The organism is Colwellia sp. Arc7-D, assembly GCF_003061515.1.
GTDB lineage: Bacteria > Pseudomonadota > Gammaproteobacteria > Enterobacterales > Alteromonadaceae > Cognaticolwellia.
Window position 1 is genome coordinate 631338 of the sequence record NZ_CP028924.1, and the last position, 20895, is coordinate 652232.

Consider the following 20895-nt stretch of genomic DNA (forward strand, 5'->3'; position numbering starts at 1 on the left):
AATTATTTGGAGAAATCATGAGAAAATCATTAGTTTTAAGTTTAAGTATGCTTTTCGCTGCGCAGGTTAGCGCTCAATCTGAGCTGGCAATGTTATTAGGGGTTTTAAAAGATAATGGCACAATTACGGTCGATCAATACAAACGATTAATGGCTGAACATCAAGGCGAAAAGGTAGAAACTCAAAAACTATCTAAGATAAAGCAGCCTATTGCTAACGAAGCTCAGGTGGTGGTCAAAAATGGTATAAAAGTAAAAAGTGCCGACAAGCAATTCTCTGCTCATATTGGTGGGCGTGTTGAAGCCCATGCTGCTTGGTATAAAAGTGATGATTTTGACTTAGGCGATGGTACCGCTATTCGTCGTGCAAGGTTATTTATAAAAGGTACCCTCTATAATGACTGGCAGTATAAATTAGATTACGACTTTGTTGCAGGAGGAACTAAAGGGATAAAAGATGCATTTTTGGCATATAAAGTTAACGATTCAGTTCAGTTAATTACGGGTAACTATAAAGTGCCTTTCTCGTTGGAGTTTCAGGCGAGTTCTCATGCTAACACTTTTATCGAGCGTTCACTCGCTTTTGGACTTTCACCAGGCAGGCATCTAGGCGCTGGTATAAATATGTTTAAAGATAACTGGTCGCTACAAGCCGGTATATTCGGTAATAAAATACACCAAAGTAATGCTGGCCAAGATGAAGAGACATTAATTGCAGGAAGGTTAGTGTGGCTTCCCGTTAAAAATGATGATTATTTTGTGCACTTAGGTGTAGCTGGCTTGCACTCTAATAATGGCGATAATATTTCGTTAAGACTTAAATCAAATCCAGAAAGTTATGTAGCTAGCACTCAATTAGTCGATACGGGTGCGATCTCAGACGTTGACGATTACTCGCAAATAGGGTTCGAGGCCGCTGTTAACTATCAGCGACTGAATGTTCAGAGTGAATATATAAAAAGCTCGGTAAATACAGGGTTAGAAAGTTTAGATTTTAATAGTTGGTATATTCAATCAAGTTTATTTTTAACTAATGATCGCCGAGTTTACAAAAAAGGTAAGTTCGGTATTGTGAAACCGCAAAGCATTCTCGGGCAAGACGGTACTGGAGCTTGGGAACTTGCTATGCGCTACAGTGAAATAGATCTAAATGCCGTAGATGTTATTGGGGGCATTGAAAGAAACATGACGTTAGCATTGAATGTATATGCGACACCAGAAATACGCTTTACGGCAGAGTATTTAAAAGTGCTAGAGGTGAGTAAAAATAATCCAACTACTGATAATGCAAGTTTGGATCTTGGTCAAGTTAGGATGGAGTGGGTGTTTTAAGTCACTTGAAAGTAGTGTCAAATCCTCAGACGGGTGGTTATACCTTGTTATTAAATTGCGCAATTAATCACTCGTCTAATATTTTATATCCTAGCTATGTAGATTACGGATCTGATAGTAAAATTAGTAATTATCTCCAATTAATAATTTTTACTAACTTATTTGTACTAGGTTTTTTCTTTATTTTTTATATGGAGTAACTGAGTAATAGCTTGCAATACTTCGGTGGACCCATTACCAAAAATCAACTGCTGTGGATCAACTTTATGATGCGCTGCTAATTTAATTTTAAATTGATCAAAGGATTCATCGGCATAACGATTGCCATATAATTCGATAGCCTGTTTAGCCGCTAATAATGCTTTAGGAGACATGCCAAATGAATTTTCATTAAAATGTAGCATAAGCTTAGCGGCGTTTTGACGAAAAGGTAATATAGGATGGCTGTTAACAAAGGCGAACTGAGAATTGGTAGCCAAGCCTACCCAAGCAGCGCCTAAACCCAATTGTTGAATGAATTTTCTTCTCGAAGTATGAATGGCTAAGTCGTTCATTATTTATTTCCTTATTTTTAATTACACTACTCTTTTTGGATATGCAGTTCAAATATCGAGCAACGCATTGTGTCTGTTAATAGGGCTGCTTTAACTCGACAAATAAGTTTAAAGTTCTGGTTCTTGATCAAGAGTGTGTTTTCATAGCATTTTGCTTAATAACCTATACTACCCTTAACTCCGTCAGTAGGGTTTTATTTTACAGCCATTGGATCGCTAACTGTTTATTTGTTTCGGCTTAACGGCAAACTCAATTACCGGAGCTTAGCACCATCTAATTTTTTGGGTGATCCTAAATGCTTACACAAAGGGTTGAAGTCAACATGCCTGTTCAGCGCTTGTTTGTCGATTTACTGGATAAAACTCATACCTAACGCTATCAAATCCTGACTTTCTCATCCATTAACCTGTTCCAATAGTCAGTTCAATGACACTGCTCGCAACAAAATCAGGCCCTGTTGAATAGATCAGGTATACGGTTTACTCTTCTTATACACTTATCTTAAAAGTATGAATAAAACAAAATTAGAACATCATGTATAAATGATAGGAGATACTGCTACTTCTTTAATTAGAAACAGTGTTCAAGGGAAAGGAAAGGGTCAAACTATAAACAAAATATTATGGAAATCATGCTGTTAAATAAAATTGATAGCGTGTAGAAATAGTCCGTATCCATTAGTCTAGTAAGTTTCTTTAACCATGTAAAAAAAGGAAAATATTATGGAAAGCAAATTGATATCAAGTCAATTATTGAAAAAGAAAACATCATTAGCAAAAACGATAAAAAAATTATTTCTACTCGTTAATGTTTTAGTTGTTATGCCTGCAATGGCTCACCAAACATTTATGCTACCCAATCAATTTAATTGGAAAGAGGGTGATCAAATAGATGTAGCCCTTTCAAGCTCATTATCATTTCCTGATTTTGGTAGTGGTTTTACAGTAGACCGAATAGAAGTTTCACATACCTTTATCAATGGTGTTGAGATTGCATCAGTAAAATATCGAAAAGAGAAATCAGCACTTCACGCATTGTTTACTGCAAGTAATAAAGGGACTGCGGTACTCGCTATTAGCAGTAAGAAAAGGCATGGCGAAATAGCACCTAAAAATGTGGATACTTACTTTGAAGAAATAGAAGCTAATGAAGAGACAATTGATGCCTTTCATAAAGCATCTGAAGGTAAACCAATGCAAAGAAGTTACAGTAAGCACGTTAAAACGCTGATGTGTGTAGACAAATGTTCTATTCATGATAAACCCAGTAGTCAGCCTGCAGGTTTAGTCTTAGAGTTTGTTCCAATAGAAAATAAGCCCAATCAATTTTTTTTACTGAGAAATGGTAAGCCGTTAGCAAACCATAAAGTGACCCAGGCTTTAACTAATAAAAAAACATATTTTAAGAAAACCAATGCAGAAGGTGTTTTTATGATTGAACCTGAACTGAGTGGCACTTTGATGTTGGGATCTGTAGTTATAACGATTCCAGAAGAAGTCATGGGAACCTATCATAGTGATTATACTACTTTGACAATAAACCTTAGTCCTAGTCAGAAATAAATATTGATCTTATTAAGCCATAATGTTGATAAAAGGATTTGGCAATGGTGGCTTTTTTGAAACAGTTTCCAGGGTGTTGCGGGTAAGCCATTCTGGCCTGTGAGTTATAGTATCGACGATATCAGTATTACTTTTAATTAATAAAAATCATTGCCCAGAACTACTAGGAAGTGTCTAGTAAACTAATGGCAATTCAATAAGCTTATCTGCTTTAATTAAACAGATAAGCTTTGATAATGGAATTTAATTAAATTATTGAGGTGTTAAATTAAAAAAGAACAAATAGAAGGTATACGTATATTAAGCGACAATTAACTTGAACAGTTACATAGGGCAGAACTTTATTATTCAGCTTTAGCGATAGTAACCGAACAAATAAAAGGCCTTCTAAAGCAGTCTAATAGGTTAAATACATTGACTCGTTACTTTACTGTCGCAGAATGCATGTGCAAATATTACTAGAACGTTTCACGCAGTGGAGGTGATTTTCAGGTTATCGCAGTCGAAGCCCTGAAAAATTGCTCTCACTGGAAGTTATCGAAGAAAATAGCTACGCCCAGTAACTGCACATTTGATACGGTCACTTTGTAAATGGGGTAAGACTACATTGAAGAAGTTACAAGTAACTAAATCAATACTTCAGCCCCTAGCCAATTGCGGACATTAAGTTTCTGTGAACCCACGATCAAACCCTAGACAATTTTAACCAAAAATACTACATATTTGATGTGCTGATGTAAGCTCACATAACCGACATTAGTTTTTCAATGATTCATGGTTATAAGCCTGAAGCAAACATTAAGAAACTAAACTTGGCTGAAATACAAGTAAATGACTTAACCTAATAAATTGCTTAAGGTTTAGTCATTTTTGTTTAAGATCTAGTTTACTTCTGATAATAAAAAGCACCTGAATATTACAGGTGCTTTTCAAATTTAACTAGATGAATAAATTATTGTTTTTTAAATCGTCTAATAGATAACCCCATAATTCCTAGTGCAAAAATAGCTAAAGATTGCGGCTCAGGTACATTCACTACACGAACAAGGGCTACACCTCGGGAATATGCCGTGTCGGTATTTAGATCGATTATATCATTTGACATTTCTGCAAGGCTTCCTAAGTCTTGATATCCACTACCGTCGTTGAATTGCAAGTCATCGTATACCCGTGCTACTTTATATTGACCATCATTATCGTTATCACTCCCGAAATAAGCTGCCGACATTTGTAGACAGTCAGCAGCGCCACACGTTCCCTCATTAGGCCATGCTTCAGCAGTATCAGCAAATAGACTTACAAATTTAAGTTCACGGTCATTTATCCAATCTTCGATCGCAATCCCATCTGTTGGACCATCGTAGGTTTGCGACAAGTTTTCTTCATTAGTCCAGATGAATTTACCATAGGACAGATCAAATGCATTAAACAAGTCAGCCATTTGGCTGTTGGTGGCCAATTGCCAATCCTCACCACTAAATGCAGATAAAGCTTCATTGATAGACATCCCCGTTGTCTGATTCCACTGAAGCCACTCTACGACACCATTAGATACTATTTTAGTATCTGTATCTAAAGTATAACCGTTATGGGTTATTAGAGTTGCGTTTGCAAAACCGCAAACAGAAAACATCAAACCTGCTACAGCAGTCTGTAAAAATTTTAATTTCATGAAAGTTTCCTTGTAAATCCTTTTCCGTATTTTTGGATTGGTTGTGTAAAAGTTATTATTAATCATTGAACTACGTCCATAAATACAATTACCGTGCCAAAAAAATATTTATAATAAAATCAGTTCGTTAGATTTATTGTGGAGGAGTGTTAAAGCATACTGTAAAATAAATCGACACATAGCAGTTAAAAAACAACCTTTATGTTCATTTTTATTGTCTATAGAACGTTTAATGCAGGACTTACCAATTAGCTTAATGCCTGCTTTGTCGCTTGAGTTAGATAAGCACAGTCTAATGTCCGTTTTCGTACCTTTGCCGTCGTTAGGTATTAATTGAGCCTTAGGGCAACTGCTAGCCATAAGCAGTCATTAGCTTTTGAGTTACTAATGACAGTTTTGAGCCTAAAGCCGACCTAATTTAGACATGTATTTATCAAAGCAAATAGTTCACTTTACCACCAACAAAACCTTTTAAGCTTATCGGAAACCTAGCTTGAAAGTTAGCGGTTATGCACTTGATATTAAAAGTCAGAACAGTCATCAAGACAAGTCACTGGTTTTGGTAATCTAATTGTACAATCTTCAAAATCTTTACATGAAAAAGATGGTGTTAATCCAAAATTATGTCGAGTTTCTGTTGGCCAGTTAAGAGACTTTGCTGTGTTGAAATGGAAAGTTGTTAATGGTATCTCTCCTTCAGCTTTTGCATTAACCAGCCTTTGGGCAGATACAAAAATATTAATTTCATGGTCTCCAGCAGTTAACTCAAAAATTTCTTTAATAAAAAATAATGAGTCTCTTCTTTCCCCAAAGGACATAAATGCTTCATATGAACCATCAAATACCACACTAACGTCAAACTTAATATTTAAACCTTCCTTAATTCCATCCTCATTATCATCAATCATAGTTATAGTAGCCTGATGCTGATGAACGGTGATTAATGGCCTTTCAAATACTTCAAAAGAATATGATTTAGTTTCACCAATGTACGGAATTTCCTGAAGCCTCCCCAGGAATATTCATCGTCAGCCATTATAACTACATTAACTAACCTCAACTTTCCTGATTGGTGTTTCTTTGCAATATCTTTACCTTTAAATTCAACAATGACTGCGGTATGTGAGCTATCAATAATAGTTTTTTCAAAAGCAATTATATTTGACTCTCTAGCCTGAGATAAATGTTTTTTATTATTAATGACAAAGCTTGTGTTTGTAATGATGTCACCTATGCCGTTGTACTGTTTATTTCCTAAGCGTACCCATACTCTGTATTTTTCGTTATTTCCAATGTTTGCTTTAAAGGGAAGAGTAACCCTAAGTGAGTTCGCTAAACCATTGTCATCTGAATCAATCAACGACTCTATAATCTCACCCGTAAACTTGATTTCAGGGTTAGGTATAATGTAAATGTCTTTACGTCCTATATGGCTAACTTTCCTTCCTTCCATGTTTAAGGATCGTGCCTCAATAACAATTTGATATTTTCCCTTTTCATCTAGCTGGATACTCTTTACAAAATTTCTGCTATATATCGTTTCATCTCCCTCAGTATCACTTTTTGTTGAACTCTGCTCTTTCATTGAATAATCTGAAATAAATTTATTATTCTTATAAATAGATAATGTTACTTGCCAATTCAATTGACTTACTTTTTCCCTTTTCTTAATTTGATAACGGATAGTTCCTGATTTTCCGGCTTTTATTGGCTCTGGCGTTTCAATAAAAAAATATAGCCTTTCCCCTTCAATTATTTTTGACACTTGATTAATATATTGCTCTCTCGCTTTTTCGAAAGCACTTTTTTTGTCTTTTTGTACTTCTTCTGATAGAGATAACGCTGAAAATAAAGTTAATATAAAAAAGATAAGGGTTGTGATTGAAGTATTACGAAAAAAACATTTTTGATACAGATGCGCTTTATATTTCATTCCTTGAGTCCTAAAGTAACTTTTTATGTGATAGTTTAGTTATCATAACAATGCATTCATCTTTTGCCTAACGCCTTATTTAGACTCAGTGGCGCCCCGAGCAGCATAGCTCTTAAGTCTACTGTCGGTAAAAAGTTATCTTTAAATAGAGCTGTGTTAATGACATCAATGTCGGAAAATTTGTCACTAGATAAGCCAAAGTTAACGTCCGGTTTCGTATCTTTGTAGCCTAAACGGCCCTGATTTTGAGGTCTAATTTAGGTCAGCAATGTGGCAGATACTGAAGATTTAGAAGCCATCAATTCACGATGCTATTTACAGACGTTTATTGGCATGATTTACTTAACCTGTTTTAGTTAAATCGTTATCTAACATAAACGACATTTATCATAATAAAAAAGGAATAAATATGCTCAGCTATGCAACCATCGGTGTAACCGATTTAGAAAAATCAGAAGCCTTTTATAATGAACTATTAGCACCAATTGGCGCGAAAACGCTGATAAAAATGGAACGCATTATATTTATTGGTAAAAGTATGAAAGAACCCATGCTCGCCATTTGCATTCCATATAACGAAGATGTGCAAAACTGTGGTAACGGCAATATGCTAGCTATTGCTCCAGGTTCGAAAGAGAAGTGTGACGAGATGTATCATAAGGCAATAACCTTGGGCGCAACCTGCGATGGTGAACCAGGACAACGTATTCCTGATGTCTTTTATGGTGCATATTTCCGTGATTTAGATGGTAATAAAGTTGTTTTTAATCACTTCGGTTAATACTTCCTGTTAAATCATAACCTATCGTTGTGCTTGATCTTACTTTATCATTAATCCCCTTTATGGCTAGTCGTTCTCCAACCAATATTTTTTAACCGCCTAGCAATATCCTCTTTAGGTCAAAGAAGTCATTAATCAATGTTTATGACTTCTTTGTCGGATCACTTGCCGTTAGATAAACCAAGGTTAGCATCCGGTTTCGTATCTTTGTTAACATCTGGTCAGTGAGTATTAGAGTATTATCCATCTAGCTAAATATATTACACAACTTGTGAAATATAGTCTGTTTGATTCTAAGCCGGACCTTGCAGTTTTAAATTCATCTTCGGATCTTTTAATACGATCCCTTTTTTAAAAAGTAATTTATGCAACTGTTTTTGTAATTTGGTTTCAGCATGACTGCTCTGTGCAACACGTAACTGTTGTGCTTCACTAAAATGGCAATACACTAATAAACTGGCAGGGAAGCAATCGAACTGAACAGAGTGACTTAAATGACTAAAGCCATCGACTTGCTTTGCCTCTTCATTGATTTGGACTAATACAGCCAATAACTTATTGTTCAAACGATGGCAAATTTTACTCATTTTCATACTTTATGACTTACTCAATAGGCACTAAATTAACAAGGTACATTGTAACCTATAGTTGGAACAAAAAAATTGGCAAACGATAGAAGTTTAAAATAGATATTGAAAAGTCCGGTTTCGTATCAAAGTGAACATAAAACATGGATGTTTTGACCAGTGAATTAGGTCAGGTTTGTGGCAGTTGTTATCTTTAAAGATAGTTACCTGAACGACCGCTTTGTCAGAGGATCGGCCTTTTCATATCTTAAATATTAGATGTATATTATTAGTTAAAATAAAGCTTCATTTTTAAGTTTTTTAACTTTTAAGACTAAAAGCTGACTAATCCATTTTAATCATTTGAAATGAGCTAAAACTACAGGTAATTATGTGTAATTTATCGCTCATTCTAATATTAAATTGTATGCCTAACTCATCAAAGCTTATGCTTAAAATATAATGTATATTCTGATGAATTATAAAGTGCTGTTTAGTTGTTAAATTCAGCTAAAGCTTGCATGGCGAGTGCTGACTTATCTGCTTGTACAAAAATATGATCATGATAAAAAGCGGCAATGACATTCGCACTGATACCTTTTTCTGTAAGCTTTGTGGCAATTGCAGCTGTTAAGCCAACCGCTTCAAGGCTTGAATGTATTGTTAAGGTTATGCCTTTAAATATGGCTTCATAGGCTAAACCTGCTTTATCAGCAATATCTTGCTTTATTAATAGCGTTAACCCTTCAGACTCAAGGTAAGCAGCTAAAGGAAAAAGCTCAGCATGATCGCCATATTTTGCATCTTTAAATGTGCAGAACACATAATCGCCATCAAGTAACTTAGGCTCCATTGATGCTAGTAGTGTATTAATATTTGTTTCGCCTGACATATTTTTAACCTTTTTGTTATTGTGTTAAGGAAAGCTTAATTATTAAGAAAGTAAAAGTTATTATTTTGTCTTTTTAGCTTGAGCGATAAAGTCGTTTAAGTAGTCAATATGCTGTTCATCCTTACGAACACCGACAAAAATTTGTTTACGAATACCTTTCTCTCCGAAACGAATACTCTTAATAGGCATTGATTTTGAATATTCATCTACTAACCAGCCAGGTAAAGCACAAACGCCTCGACCAGCGGCCACCATTTGCAACATGATCTCAGTTGTTTCTATGTATTTGTGTTTCTTAACTGAACATTTTGCGGGATTGAGGAATTGACTGAAAATATCGAGCCTTAGCGGTTCAACAGGGTAACTAAAAAGTACTTCTTCGTTTAGTTGCTCCGGTAATACAAAACCTTTTTTTGCCAGTTCGTGAGATGCAGAAACGACGAGTCTATGTTCATAGTCAAAAACAGGGATGTATTCTATTTTAGGTTTAAAGAGTGGGTCTGGTGTAATAAGTACGTCTATTTCGTAGCTAAGTAATGCCCCTAAAGCGCCAAACTGGAACTCCTGCTTCACGTCCATATCAATATCTGGCCATTGTTCTAAGTAAGGCTGAATAACTCTCAGTAGCCATTGATAACAAGGATGGCACTCCATGCCAATGCGTAATGACCCCATTTCGCCTTTTGCAATCTGACTCAGTAATAACTCGGTGTGTAAAAATTGCGGTAACACTCTATTAGCTAGTGTTTGAATGCGTTCCCCAGCAGCAGTAAGTCGTAGGTTTCGACCTTCTTTTTTCCATATTGGTGTCGCAATCTGGCCTTCAAGTTTTTTAATGCTGTGACTTAACGCAGATTGGGATAAATGTAGTGAATCAGCCGCTTTAGTTAGGGTTCCATGTTCTTTTATTGCGGTTAATATTTCTAAATGCATTCTCTCTAACACCGGTTAACTCCTTTTTAGCTGTTTATTCACTTTAATGATGAACTACATTCATTGATTGATGAAATAATATCATTTTATTAATCAAACAAGTTTTTTATAATGAGCATAGGAATAAATAATGGCGACAGTTCTTTTCTTGGTTTTTCCCGCAGTTAGCTGCTAGAAGACACTAAAGCTGTTGTTTAACCTAAAGTCTGAATATTGTAGGCGACAACGGTACCTTGAATCGATAGTTATATTTTTGTCGCTCTTAAAAATAGAATCAAAAAATAGAAGTAGTCATTAATGTATATCATTGAATTTATCACGAATAATATCTCAACCCTTTTGGCATTGATTACCACAGGCGTATTTGCAGGTGTTTTAGCTGGCTTATTAGGCGTGGGCGGCGGTATTGTTATTGTACCTGTGTTGTTTTTTTTGTTCCAAAGCTTTGGTGTCTCGCCAGAGTCTGCGATGCTCGTTGCAACTGCAACCTCTCTGGCCACCATAGTACCAACGTCGATTAGTTCAATTCGTTCTCACCATCAAAAAGGTAATGTCGATTTTGTTCTGCTCAAACGTTGGGCGGTATTTATTCTTATCGGGGTATTGGTGGGAAGTTGGTTAGTCACTCGTATTGAAGGCAATATACTGACACTGCTTTTTGGTGTGATAGCAGTCTTATCAGCATTAAACATGTTGCTTAGAACCGGTAAGTCGGCACTGTACCAAAAATTACCAGGAGCAACCGGGCAAACAGTAATGGGCGCATCCATCGGTTTTTTCAGTGCTATGGTGGGGATCGGCGGTGGTACTATCTCGGTGCCACTACTCACCCTTTATAATTATCCTGCTCATAAGGCCATTGGCACTGCGGCGGCAATAGGGTTGATTATTTCCTTGCCGGGCGCGTTAACCATGTTGATTTTAGGTATTACACCTGTTGATGCGCCTGCGGGAACGTTTGGTTTGGTTAATCTATTTGGTTTTATTTGTATTGTACCGCTAACCGTTTTATTCGCACCTGTTGGGGCATCATTGGCAGCAAAACTAGATGCGGTAAAACTGAAGAAGATTTTTGCATTTGTATTGCTCTTTACTGGCTTACGTATGTTGGCACAATTTTTCTTGTAGCGCTTTTATAATGCTAAATTGAGGAAGTAGATAAGGGCTACTAACTTGGTAATGAAAGTTAACTTCCATTACCCCTAAAGTAACCCTATTCAGTATCAATATTAGGCTCAGGTTTGGCTGGCGAGTTCTTTTCGGATTATGTCAGCTCCGGCACTTAACGCTTTTAATTTCCCTCTTGCTACTTCCCGAGATAAAGGCGCCATGCCACAGTTAGTGCAAGGGTAGAGTTTATCTGCATCGACATATTTAAGTGCTTCTCGTAGGGTTTTCGCGACTTCCTCTGGCGTTTCAATCGTGTTACTTGCGACATCAATAGCACCTACCATGACTTTTTTACCGCGAATAAGCTCCAATAGATCCATTGGTACATGCGAGTTATGGCACTCTAGCGAGATAATATCGATACTCGACTTTTGCAGTTTAGGAAAGGCTTCTTCATATTGTCGCCATTGTGAACCCAATGTTTTCTTCCAATCTGTATTGGCTTTGATGCCATAGCCATAGCAAATATGTACTGCGGTTTCACATTTTAAGCCTTCAATTGCTCGCTCTAAACAAGCAATGCCCCAATCATTAACTTCATCAAAAAACACATTAAAAGCAGGCTCGTCAAACTGAATAATATCAACTCCTGCTGCTTCTAATTCTTTAGCTTCTTGATTAAGAATTTTGGCGAATTCCCAAGCCAGCTTTTCGCGGCTTTTATAATGGTCATCATAAAGCGTATCAATCATGGTCATTGGGCCTGGCAACGCCCATTTAATAGGTTGGCTGGTTTGCTGGCGTAACAGTTTGGCATCTTCAACAAAAACAGACTTAGGGCGAGAAACTGGGCCAACTACTGTAGGAACACTTGCCTCATAACGATCACGAATTTTAACCGTTTTACGCTTCTCAAAATCGACGCCGGTTAGGTGCTCGATAAAGGTGGTCACAAAATGTTGACGCGTTTGCTCGCCATCACTAACAATATCAATGCCTGCACGTTGTTGTTCTTGCAATGACACAAGTAAGGCGTCGTGTTTGCCGTCAATTAATTCATCGCCTTGTAACTTCCAAGGTGACCATAGCGCTTCAGGCTCTGCAAGCCATGAGGGCTTAGGTAAACTGCCTGCGGTTGATGTAGGTAGTAATTTTTCTATAAGCGCTTTGTTAGTAGGATCTTTCTTAATAAGTGTTTTCATAATAAATGCAGCTGTACCTTTTTATTCATTTCAATAGGGTTAATTAAAGCGCGTAATTAGCAGACCACTGCGTAAGTATTTTTTGATAAGGTTTGATGAAGTTCTCTTCAGTAAATTTTCCCTGCTTAATGGACAATTTATTACGCTCTTCTCTGTCATAAACAATTTGTGTTAATGAATGATCTTGGTTCTTTAAATTAGGTTGATAAAAATTTCCTGCAACAGCATTGGCATTATAAATTTCAGGTCGATAAATTTTTTGAAATGTTTCCATCGTGCTGATGGTACTTATTAGCTCAAGGTTACTGTAATCATTAAGTAAATCACCAAAGAAAAAGAAAGCCAAAGGCGCAACACTTTTAGGAGGCATAAAGTATCGAACTTGTAAGCCCATTTTTTTGAAGTATTGCTCAGTTAAAGATGATTCATTAGGTTGGTATTCAACCCCCAACAAAGGATGTTGATTACCAGTTCGAAGGTAAGTTTTGTTATCAGAAACACTTAAACAGATAACGGGCGTTTTCTTAAAGTGTTTTTTATAGGTAGTTGAATTAACAAAATATTTGAAAAGTTTGCCATGCAAATCGCCAAAACTATCTGGAATGCTAAACTGCGCTTGGCCTTTATTATGTTCTGACAACAGCACACTAAAATCATAATCTCTGACATAAGAAGAGAAGTTATTTCCTACAATGCCTTCAATGCGCTCGCTAGTTTGATGATCAACAACCGTTGTTTTTAATACTTCAATTGACGGAAAAGACTGTCCGCTGTCTTCAATATCTATATCAACAGAAATGATTTCAAGCTCGACAGAATAACGATCTGCTTTGGGGTTATCCCAATAGGCTAGGGCATTAAAGCTATTGTCGATCATCTTTAACGTATTGCGTAAATTCTGTTGGCGGCTCTCGCCTCTGGCCAAGTTAGCAAAGTTGGTTGTAATACGTGTATTTTCTGAAGGATGATAGTTTTCATTGAGACATATGTTTTTAATCGTAAATGTAAAATCTGTATTCATGATGATCTGATATCCAATTTCTGTAATAAAACCTGAATGTATTTCATGCTCTTTTTGAGCTGTTAACTTCCTTTTCTGATTTTCTTTGTCAGTAGTCTTCTACAGTTTCTTGGTTTATGCCTAAAGGCTTAATTGAAAACCAGCTGTAATAATGTCTAAAGTTAAAAGCAGAATGTATTTTATACGTGGTTAATTACATGAATAAAATTGATTTTATTTCATAAATGCATGATTAAAATTCATAGGTGGCTGTATTCGGATGTTTCGAGTATTTCTGGAAGCAATGTCTGCCCGAGTTTATGGGAGATGCGAACACAGCTTTCGTCTTAATGTGATTATGGGGTGAGAGGGATTTAAATGAGGTCAGGAATATAAAATGAGTGAACTAATAAGCTTATCTTGCGTATACAGTATCTCGTTGTTTGTTCTGAGCAATAAAAAAAACAATAAAAAGCTCATTCAGTTGAGCTTTTTATTGTTAAATTCGACGCTTATTATCTAGCTAAATTATCTAGCTATATTAACCAGTCAGTATAATGCTATCGATTTTGCAGTCGATTGTAATCAAACAGTCCAGCTTTGTAAGGGTGTTGTTTTTTATTGTCTGCGTGCATTGCATCACTATGTTGCCAAAAGTTAGGGTCGGTTCTGCGTATAGCATAGTTGTCCATTAATTTTTGATAGTCTGCTTTTGTAGTTAATGCCGATACAGAGTTAACGTAGTTATTTAATTGTGACTCGCTAACATTCACGAACACATCAGGGTATGCACCGACCAAGCCGCTAGTCACGGTAATAGTGTCTTGCTCAGGCAAGCGGTTTTCATCTTCACTTAACAAACTTGTAATATTACTGTGGGCATTATTTCGCAGTACGGAATAATAATGTGTTTGTTCTTTGCCTTGTATTGATAAAAAGGTGATTTGTGGCATTAAGGTAACGGCACCGCCAACTAAGTGCTGCAATTTAGCGAGCGCTTTACGATGACTTTTTGGGGTACTCTTACTGGCCAAATTATTATCAGTGACTAATACCGGGTTAACTTTTTGTTTTAATAACTGATACAACTCCTGTTTAGGCTGTTCAGTTTGATAATGTATTCCTGAAGGTTGAGAAAACAATTTATGTGGTGCCATCAAATATTCTTTTTGGCTGTCTGACACGCCTTGATACCATTTGTTTAGTTCAGTTTTTCGGGTTTCAGGTGGCAATAATGCAAGAAAGTTAAACTCACCTTCGATACGCAAAAAGTCCATATATAAGCGGGTATTTAATTGGTGACCTATATTGCCATAAACATCAAAACCAGCAGCTAATAAGTAGTGAATACGTTCTAACAAGCCATAGTCAATTACCCAAGATGTTTGAGGAGGGCGACCGACTAATCCTTTAACCACGGTTGCAGAATCAATATGTCGGAAAATAGTTAATGCTGCATTAGTATTGTCACCATCACCTGCCCAAATTTGATCAGTCGTTAAATGTTCGCCGTTAGGAAATGCTGTATTCATTCTTGTGGCTTTATTGTGCATATACGAACGCTGAAGTTTAGAGTACTTCAACCAATTAGTAATAACATAGGCATTGCTTTCAGCAGCAGAAGGTAAGGCTAATTTATCTTGCTGCTCGTTATAAAATGCAGAGTGATCTTTGGCATTTTTCTCATTTGGATTAACGAAGAATACCCAAAAGTGATCGTTAATTACATTTAATGCGACTTGCCCTCTGCAAACCGGACTCTTAATGAAATTCATGATGGTAAATTCGGCTTCTTCTAGCAAAAACTTATAACGTGAAATAGAAGGTATTGCCTCAAAAGCTTTAAAAGGGTTTGAAGCGACTTCTGGCTGGTATGAAGGTAAAGCTTCTACTTGATAGTTATCTTGAAAAAATAACTGCGTAAATGTTATTAAGCGGTCATTATTTAATGCATACGGCATATGTGTTTTTTCTAATATGCTGCCTTGCTCGCGCCATAAGCGATAATAAACTCGCTCTACACCAGGATCATCATAAGGTCGACGGGTAGCAATAATATCGATAGGTTGGCCGGGCGGTGTTCGAGAACGTACGACTTTAAAGAATTCGCCGGCAGGTAATTCAGAGAAATAAAGGTGGGCGATAAACCAATGTTCATATAAATATCGACTGACCAGTTTTTCTTTTAATGAGTCACCGTTTAGGTAGTTTTCCCAAGTGGCTATTTGGTTAATATAATGATCAGTTAATGGCGGTAGTGGTGCCATTTTTGCACCGTTACGCAGCCAATCCTGCAAAATTTTATCTTCAGGTTTTGACAGTGCAGGTAAGCCAAACGGCATACCCCAATCTGGATAGTTTTGGACATAATTTTCTATTTCAACGTCTGTTGGACATTGTTGTTCTCTATCTAACGAGAAGTTAAATTGCTTAGGTAGTATTTTACCCGCAGGTAACGGGTGTTGTTGTTTAAGCGAGAGTAATCTCGACATAACACTTGCTTGCTGATTAAGTGCTGGCGATTGTTGACGCTCGTTAAGCACGCCATAAAACCCGTTGTTTCGCCATGCTTGAGTGCTGTCATTATCTACAAATAAGCGTTGTGGTGTCGCGGCCAATAATCGGGTGCCGTCATACACTAACTCTTTGTTTGCTCCTCGGTCTATACCTTGTGGCGATGATAGTTTTAACTGACAAGGGGCGTCGTAACAACCGTGGCAAACAACACATCGCTGTTCAATAATTGGCTGTACTTCATCATGATAAAATTCAGCTTGAGCGGAATTATTTACGACCATACGTGCTTGAGGTTCAGCAATGCCGAACAGATCATCAAATTGGCTATTGGCGATCATGGCACATCCACCCAAAATAACGAGAATGAATATCAGTAAAACAGGTTTTGACTTGGGAGAAAGTTGCATATCAGCGCTAACACTTATAGGTTGATGAAATGTGACTATAAAGGCTGCATATTATAAACGAAATGACAGGCTCAAAGCTATCACTCTGTTATGACTTGAATAACCTGTTAAATAGATACGGAGCGATCATACATTTAGATCAGTAAGCCTCGGTGTTACACAGATAAGTATTTTCTATTTTTAAGTCTAAGAGTTAAGCCATGGCTAGCAAAGGGGCTTTTATCAAGGTAGAGTTGTTCTAGTTTTATTGATGACTTAGCCACTAAAAAGTGAACGCAAATGACCCTTGAAAAATTTACAAACGCAGCTCAACAATTCTTAGCACGTAGAGTCTCAGGTACCAAAGCTTATAGTTTAGCTGAAGCTTTAACCCCTCATTCTATTGATGAAGCGTTATCGATCCAACAAGCCATAATTAAGCTTCGCCCTGATAATGTTGCCGGCTGGAAATGCCTATTACCTTTAGCTGAAGACAAGCTTATTATCGCGCCTATTTTTAGCGAAACGATGCAAGAGGGAGAGCAATGTTGGTTAATGCAAGATAATAGCAAAGTGCGAATTGAGCCTGAAATTGCCTTTGTTTTGGCTCATGATTTACCCGCACGCGATGAAGATTATTCTGAAGCAGAAATCAACGCGGCTATTGGCAGTTGTCATATGGCATTAGAATTAATACAAAGTCGCTTTGCCGATGACTCAGACGTGACATTTCTTGAACGCTTAGCTGATTGTTTAGTTAATCAAGGCTTATTTTTAGGCCCTACAATTGATAAGTCCGTGGCATTCTCAGCAGATAAGTTTCAAATATCAATTAAACAGTATGAAGAAAGCGGTGAGGTTAACGAGCAGATATTTAATGGCGTGCATCCTAACCCGTTACCGCAATTACCCGTTTATTGGGCGATAAACTATATGACAAAACGAGGCACGAGCTTTAAAAAAGGTGAAGCCTTTACAACAGGATCATATGCAGGGGTTGTAGAGTTAGATTTTGATAAAAACACCGACATTGATTATGCCGGTGTTGGTAACTTTAGGGTTGTATTTAAAGAACTTTTTTAACCATAGTCAGATAATAAAGCATTGAGATGAAGTTGATTTAAGCTTATTTAAATCAACTCAAAAGTCTTTAACATTGCTAAGCCAAAACTGACGGTAAATAAAGAAGCCACCGTACTCATTACAATAATATTAGCGGCTAAGGTTTCATTGCCCTTCATCGCTTTCACCATAATGTAACTTGCCGCCGCTGTTGGTGTACTTGACATCAAGAACACTATGCCTAAATCCATTTTTGAAAAACCACTGAGATATGCGATATAGGTAATGATAATCGGCGAGACGATTAATTTAGCGATAACGGCGATTGTAGCAACGGTTTTAGTATCTTTCATATCAGCAAACGACAAACTAGCACCAATACAGAGAAGCGCAACGGGTAAGGTTAACTGGCTTAAATAATCACCTGTTTGCATTATTACTGGGTGTACAGGTATGTGCAGCAAATTAATCATAATACCGAGTACAATACCGATGATTAATGGATTTTTAGTCATGCTAATGATCATCGAGAAAAGATTAAGTTTTTTGTCGGTTAATGTTGTCGTTAGGGTGTAAATAGACAGAATGTTGTACACCAATGACAGTATCGACATAACAATTGACGCTTTAGCAATACCCGCATCACCATATAAATTTACACAAAGTGCTAAACCTACAATAGCTAAATTTCCGCGAAATGCGCCTTGGACATAAACCCCTTTATCACGAGGGTTTTTCACGAAAATACTCGCGGTTAATGTTAGTAGTATAAACACCAAAAAGGTTGATAATGACGCATTTGCAATGGTGACAGGGTCAAAAACCGTTGCAATATCGGTTCTTATCATGCTCATACCAAGTAGTATCGGGAGTGATATTTTAAACACCAATATTGACGCTTGATCAACAAAGGCTTGGCCAATAATGCCATAGTATTTAAGTATACCACCGAGCACTACCATCATAAAAATAGGGCCAGTGACAGCGAACGAAAAGTTAAGCGTTGATAGAAATTCAGTTAGCACATTTAGCTCAGTTATTTAGATTAAAACAAGGCTACACTCAAACTAACATATTTAACTAGGTTAACTTGTGTATAGCTTTGCAGTTTAGCGATTAACATGGAGGTAAATCAATAACTTTGATTACTTTGCTTTATAAATTAGATTCATTTTCACGATTATTGATATGAAATATTGCATGATACAAAGGCAGTAAAGCTCAAGCTTAAAAGGGTTACATTGTGAAACGAGCAATATTATGATGATTCGGTATAATGAACTAAATAATAGAGGGCAAAATTATGATGAAATTTATTACATGCTTATTAAGTTTAACTGTTGTTACGTTTTCAATAACGGCGGTAGAAGCCGCGCAAGTTGAAGTTAAGTGGACAAATCCAGAAAAATACACGGATGTTGATTCAGCTGAAGGGCACAGACAAAAATTTAAAGAGCGCACGTTTAAAAACTTGGAAGCGCATTTTTCTAAATTAGCTGAAAAGTTACCCGAGCAACAGAAATTAATTTTTGAAGTGACCAATTTAGATTTAGCTGGTGATATTAATTACGGCATAAAGCGTGTTCGTATTATAAAAGATATATTTTCCCCTCGAATGAAGTTTAGTTACGAGTTACTAAATGCTGATAATACTGTGGTTAAACGTGATGATGTTTCGCTGCACGATATGGGATTTTTAACGCATAGCAGCCTAAAATACCGTAATGAAAGCTTAAGTTATGAAAAAAAGATGTTTGATGATTGGTTTAAAAAAACCTTTGAAAATAACATGAAGAAATAAATATATTTTAACAACATAAAAAAACGCAGCTTAGCTGCGTTTTTTTATCGAGACAGAAAGTTTAACTGTGCTCTAATTTAGCTAATACGGTAAATAATTGCTCAATTTTTTTTACAATATCAATCAGTGTGTTTTGGTCTGAGGTTTTTTGCCAAAAAATTAAATCATTCGCTACTTCTTCAACATAAGGTTGAAAAGTATTCGCAGAACATTTAAAACCTGCATCTTCAGTGAATATGGCTGCAAACCCAGCCTGTTTTGCTTCTCGTAATGTCGTTAACGTGGCGTCAGCTGCGAGTGACTTTTTTAAAATTATCGAAATATTTTCGATTAGTTGCTTGTGTACGGCTTCGCTCATAATGACTTATTTTCAGTTTGTGTATTCAATGGCGCTATTATGCCAAATTGATTTAGATTTTGTTAGTCTCTAGTGTAATTTTATGTTGTTAGTATTACCAGTAACGAGTGCCACCTTACTCTAATGCGCGTTGCCTCATTTTTGCTTATAATTCGCTATATTTTAAATGTCAGTGTTATGCCAAATTAATCGGTGTTTTGTTGGCTTCTCCAGCAATTTCTCTAACAAGTTTTGGCATTAAATAACCCGGCAAAATTGCCATAAGTTCCAAGGTAATATTTTTTGCCTCTGCTTCTGTTAAATCAAAATGGGCCACGCCTTGCACTTTATCAAATAAATGTAAGTAATATGGCTGAATGCCAACATCAAACAAACGCTCGCTTAATTGAGCTAAGGTATTGGCGTTGTTGTTAATTCCTTTTAATAAAACACTTTGATTAAAGAGAGGAATGCGCGCTTTTATTAAAGGCTCAATAGCATCAGCTACGTTTTCGTCGATTTCATTCGCATGATTTACATGAAAAACAATCACAGGTTTAAGTCGAGTGGTTTTCAGTGTATGTACCAATGCAGGTGTTATTCGCTGTGGTATAACTATTGGTAAACGAGTGTGGATACGTAAGCGCGAAATATGCGGGATTTTTTCTATTTCTGTAATAAGCCATTGCAGGTGTTCATCGCTAGCCATTAAGGGGTCGCCACCGCTGAAAATAACTTCGTTAATTTCGGTATGTTGTTGAATATAGACCAGTGCTTGTTGCCAACGTGCTTTATTTGGACTGTTATCCGCATAAGGAAAATGGCGGCGAAAACAATAACGACAATTAACCGCACAACCCGTTTTTACCATCATTAATACCCGGTGTTTATATTTATGCAGTAATCCCGGTGCCACAGTGTCATGTTCTTCTAATGGATCTTCGTTATATCCGTCAGTTATCGAAAACTCTGCATCTAAGGGCATCACTTGTTTTAAAATTGGGTCGTTAATGTCGCCTTTTTTAATGCGAGACATTAAGGGGCGCGGCACACGCACCGGAAATAGTTTACGCGCTGCAAAGTGATGTTGGTAATCTTCTGGTGAAATATCCACCAACTCTAACAAGGTTTTAGGATCGGTAATCACATTTGCTAATTCTTTTTGCCAAGAAGTGTGCAATCTATCACTGATTTGGGTTATTATTTGCGGCATTTCTATATTCAATTTTTAACCTTTACGTTTTCTACGTGAACG

The 20895-nt window shown here is 36.7% G+C and carries 19 protein-coding genes; 6 read left to right on the forward strand and 13 right to left on the reverse strand.

Annotated elements, in window-relative coordinates; genetic code table 11:
* Nucleotides 1–17: 17 nt before the first annotated feature.
* Nucleotides 18–1331, forward strand: a complete 1314-nt coding sequence (locus tag DBO93_RS02735; protein WP_162533707.1) for a porin — start codon at nucleotides 18–20, stop codon at nucleotides 1329–1331.
* 167 nt (nucleotides 1332–1498) lie between these two features.
* On the opposite strand, the gene DBO93_RS02740 is transcribed toward DBO93_RS02735, so the two are convergent.
* Nucleotides 1499–1885, reverse strand: a complete 387-nt coding sequence (locus tag DBO93_RS02740; protein ID WP_239059090.1) for an aminotransferase class I/II-fold pyridoxal phosphate-dependent enzyme — start codon at nucleotides 1883–1885, stop codon at nucleotides 1499–1501.
* Nucleotides 1886–2608: 723 nt separating this feature from the next.
* Between DBO93_RS02740 and DBO93_RS02745 the strand changes: the two genes are divergently transcribed.
* Nucleotides 2609–3448, forward strand: coding sequence for a DUF4198 domain-containing protein (locus DBO93_RS02745; protein ID WP_108454959.1), 840 nt, complete (start codon nucleotides 2609–2611; stop codon nucleotides 3446–3448).
* 952 nt (nucleotides 3449–4400) lie between these two features.
* On the opposite strand, the gene DBO93_RS02750 is transcribed toward DBO93_RS02745, so the two are convergent.
* From DBO93_RS02750 to DBO93_RS02765, 3 genes are all read right to left on the reverse strand, one after another.
* Complete coding sequence (locus DBO93_RS02750) at nucleotides 4401–5120, reverse strand: PEP-CTERM sorting domain-containing protein (protein WP_239059091.1); 720 nt, start codon at nucleotides 5118–5120, stop codon at nucleotides 4401–4403.
* A gap of 521 nt (nucleotides 5121–5641) precedes the next feature.
* Nucleotides 5642–6028 (reverse strand): hypothetical protein, encoded by a 387-nt coding sequence (locus tag DBO93_RS02760; protein WP_108454962.1) that lies wholly within the window; start codon nucleotides 6026–6028, stop codon nucleotides 5642–5644.
* A gap of 32 nt (nucleotides 6029–6060) precedes the next feature.
* Nucleotides 6061–7053, reverse strand: a complete 993-nt coding sequence (locus DBO93_RS02765) for a hypothetical protein (RefSeq protein WP_108454963.1) — start codon at nucleotides 7051–7053, stop codon at nucleotides 6061–6063.
* Between the two features lie 409 nt (nucleotides 7054–7462).
* On the opposite strand from DBO93_RS02765, the gene DBO93_RS02770 reads away from it, so the two are divergent.
* A complete protein-coding gene (locus DBO93_RS02770; RefSeq protein ID WP_108454964.1) occupies nucleotides 7463–7834 on the forward strand; it encodes a VOC family protein in 372 nt (123 codons plus the stop codon).
* Between the two features lie 293 nt (nucleotides 7835–8127).
* On the opposite strand, the gene DBO93_RS02775 is transcribed toward DBO93_RS02770, so the two are convergent.
* The 3 genes from DBO93_RS02775 to DBO93_RS02785 all read right to left on the reverse strand — a co-directional run bounded on the left by DBO93_RS02775 (nucleotide 8128) and on the right by DBO93_RS02785 (nucleotide 10237).
* Nucleotides 8128–8421 carry a hypothetical protein gene (locus DBO93_RS02775; protein WP_108454965.1) on the reverse strand — a complete coding sequence of 98 codons (294 nt, stop codon included), beginning with the start codon at nucleotides 8419–8421 and terminating at the stop codon, nucleotides 8128–8130.
* A gap of 472 nt (nucleotides 8422–8893) precedes the next feature.
* Complete coding sequence (locus tag DBO93_RS02780; protein WP_108454966.1) at nucleotides 8894–9292, reverse strand: ACT domain-containing protein; 399 nt, start codon at nucleotides 9290–9292, stop codon at nucleotides 8894–8896.
* A gap of 60 nt (nucleotides 9293–9352) precedes the next feature.
* Nucleotides 9353–10237 (reverse strand): LysR family transcriptional regulator, encoded by an 885-nt coding sequence (locus DBO93_RS02785; protein WP_108454967.1) that lies wholly within the window; start codon nucleotides 10235–10237, stop codon nucleotides 9353–9355.
* Between the two features lie 285 nt (nucleotides 10238–10522).
* Between DBO93_RS02785 and DBO93_RS02790 the strand changes: the two genes are divergently transcribed.
* On the forward strand, nucleotides 10523–11353 hold the full coding sequence (locus DBO93_RS02790; RefSeq protein WP_108454968.1) for a sulfite exporter TauE/SafE family protein: 831 nt from the start codon (nucleotides 10523–10525) through the stop codon (nucleotides 11351–11353).
* Between the two features lie 107 nt (nucleotides 11354–11460).
* Here the strand turns inward: DBO93_RS02790 and DBO93_RS02795 are convergent, their stop codons facing one another.
* The 3 genes from DBO93_RS02795 to DBO93_RS02805 form a co-directional block, all read right to left on the reverse strand.
* A complete protein-coding gene (locus DBO93_RS02795; protein WP_204100641.1) occupies nucleotides 11461–12537 on the reverse strand; it encodes a methionine synthase in 1077 nt (358 codons plus the stop codon).
* Nucleotides 12538–12580: 43 nt separating this feature from the next.
* Nucleotides 12581–13558 (reverse strand): DUF1852 domain-containing protein, encoded by a 978-nt coding sequence (locus tag DBO93_RS02800; protein ID WP_108454969.1) that lies wholly within the window; start codon nucleotides 13556–13558, stop codon nucleotides 12581–12583.
* 539 nt (nucleotides 13559–14097) lie between these two features.
* A complete protein-coding gene (locus tag DBO93_RS02805; protein WP_108454970.1) occupies nucleotides 14098–16461 on the reverse strand; it encodes a fatty acid cis/trans isomerase in 2364 nt (787 codons plus the stop codon).
* 279 nt (nucleotides 16462–16740) lie between these two features.
* Between DBO93_RS02805 and DBO93_RS02810 the strand changes: the two genes are divergently transcribed.
* On the forward strand, nucleotides 16741–17523 hold the full coding sequence (locus tag DBO93_RS02810) for a hydratase (protein ID WP_108454971.1): 783 nt from the start codon (nucleotides 16741–16743) through the stop codon (nucleotides 17521–17523).
* A gap of 47 nt (nucleotides 17524–17570) precedes the next feature.
* On the opposite strand, the gene DBO93_RS02815 is transcribed toward DBO93_RS02810, so the two are convergent.
* Complete coding sequence (locus DBO93_RS02815; RefSeq protein ID WP_108454972.1) at nucleotides 17571–18527, reverse strand: AEC family transporter; 957 nt, start codon at nucleotides 18525–18527, stop codon at nucleotides 17571–17573.
* A gap of 278 nt (nucleotides 18528–18805) precedes the next feature.
* Here DBO93_RS02815 and DBO93_RS02820 point away from each other — a divergent pair, with 278 nt between their 5' ends.
* A complete protein-coding gene (locus DBO93_RS02820; RefSeq protein WP_239059092.1) occupies nucleotides 18806–19303 on the forward strand; it encodes a DUF3016 domain-containing protein in 498 nt (165 codons plus the stop codon).
* A gap of 61 nt (nucleotides 19304–19364) precedes the next feature.
* Here DBO93_RS02820 and DBO93_RS02825 read toward each other — a convergent pair whose 3' ends face one another.
* A complete protein-coding gene (locus tag DBO93_RS02825) occupies nucleotides 19365–19661 on the reverse strand; it encodes a hypothetical protein (protein WP_108454973.1) in 297 nt (98 codons plus the stop codon).
* 175 nt (nucleotides 19662–19836) lie between these two features.
* Nucleotides 19837–20853: an EF-P beta-lysylation protein EpmB gene (gene epmB / locus DBO93_RS02830; protein WP_108457721.1), complete on the reverse strand. Its 1017-nt coding sequence runs from the start codon at nucleotides 20851–20853 to the stop codon at nucleotides 19837–19839.
* Nucleotides 20854–20895 lie beyond the last annotated feature (42 nt).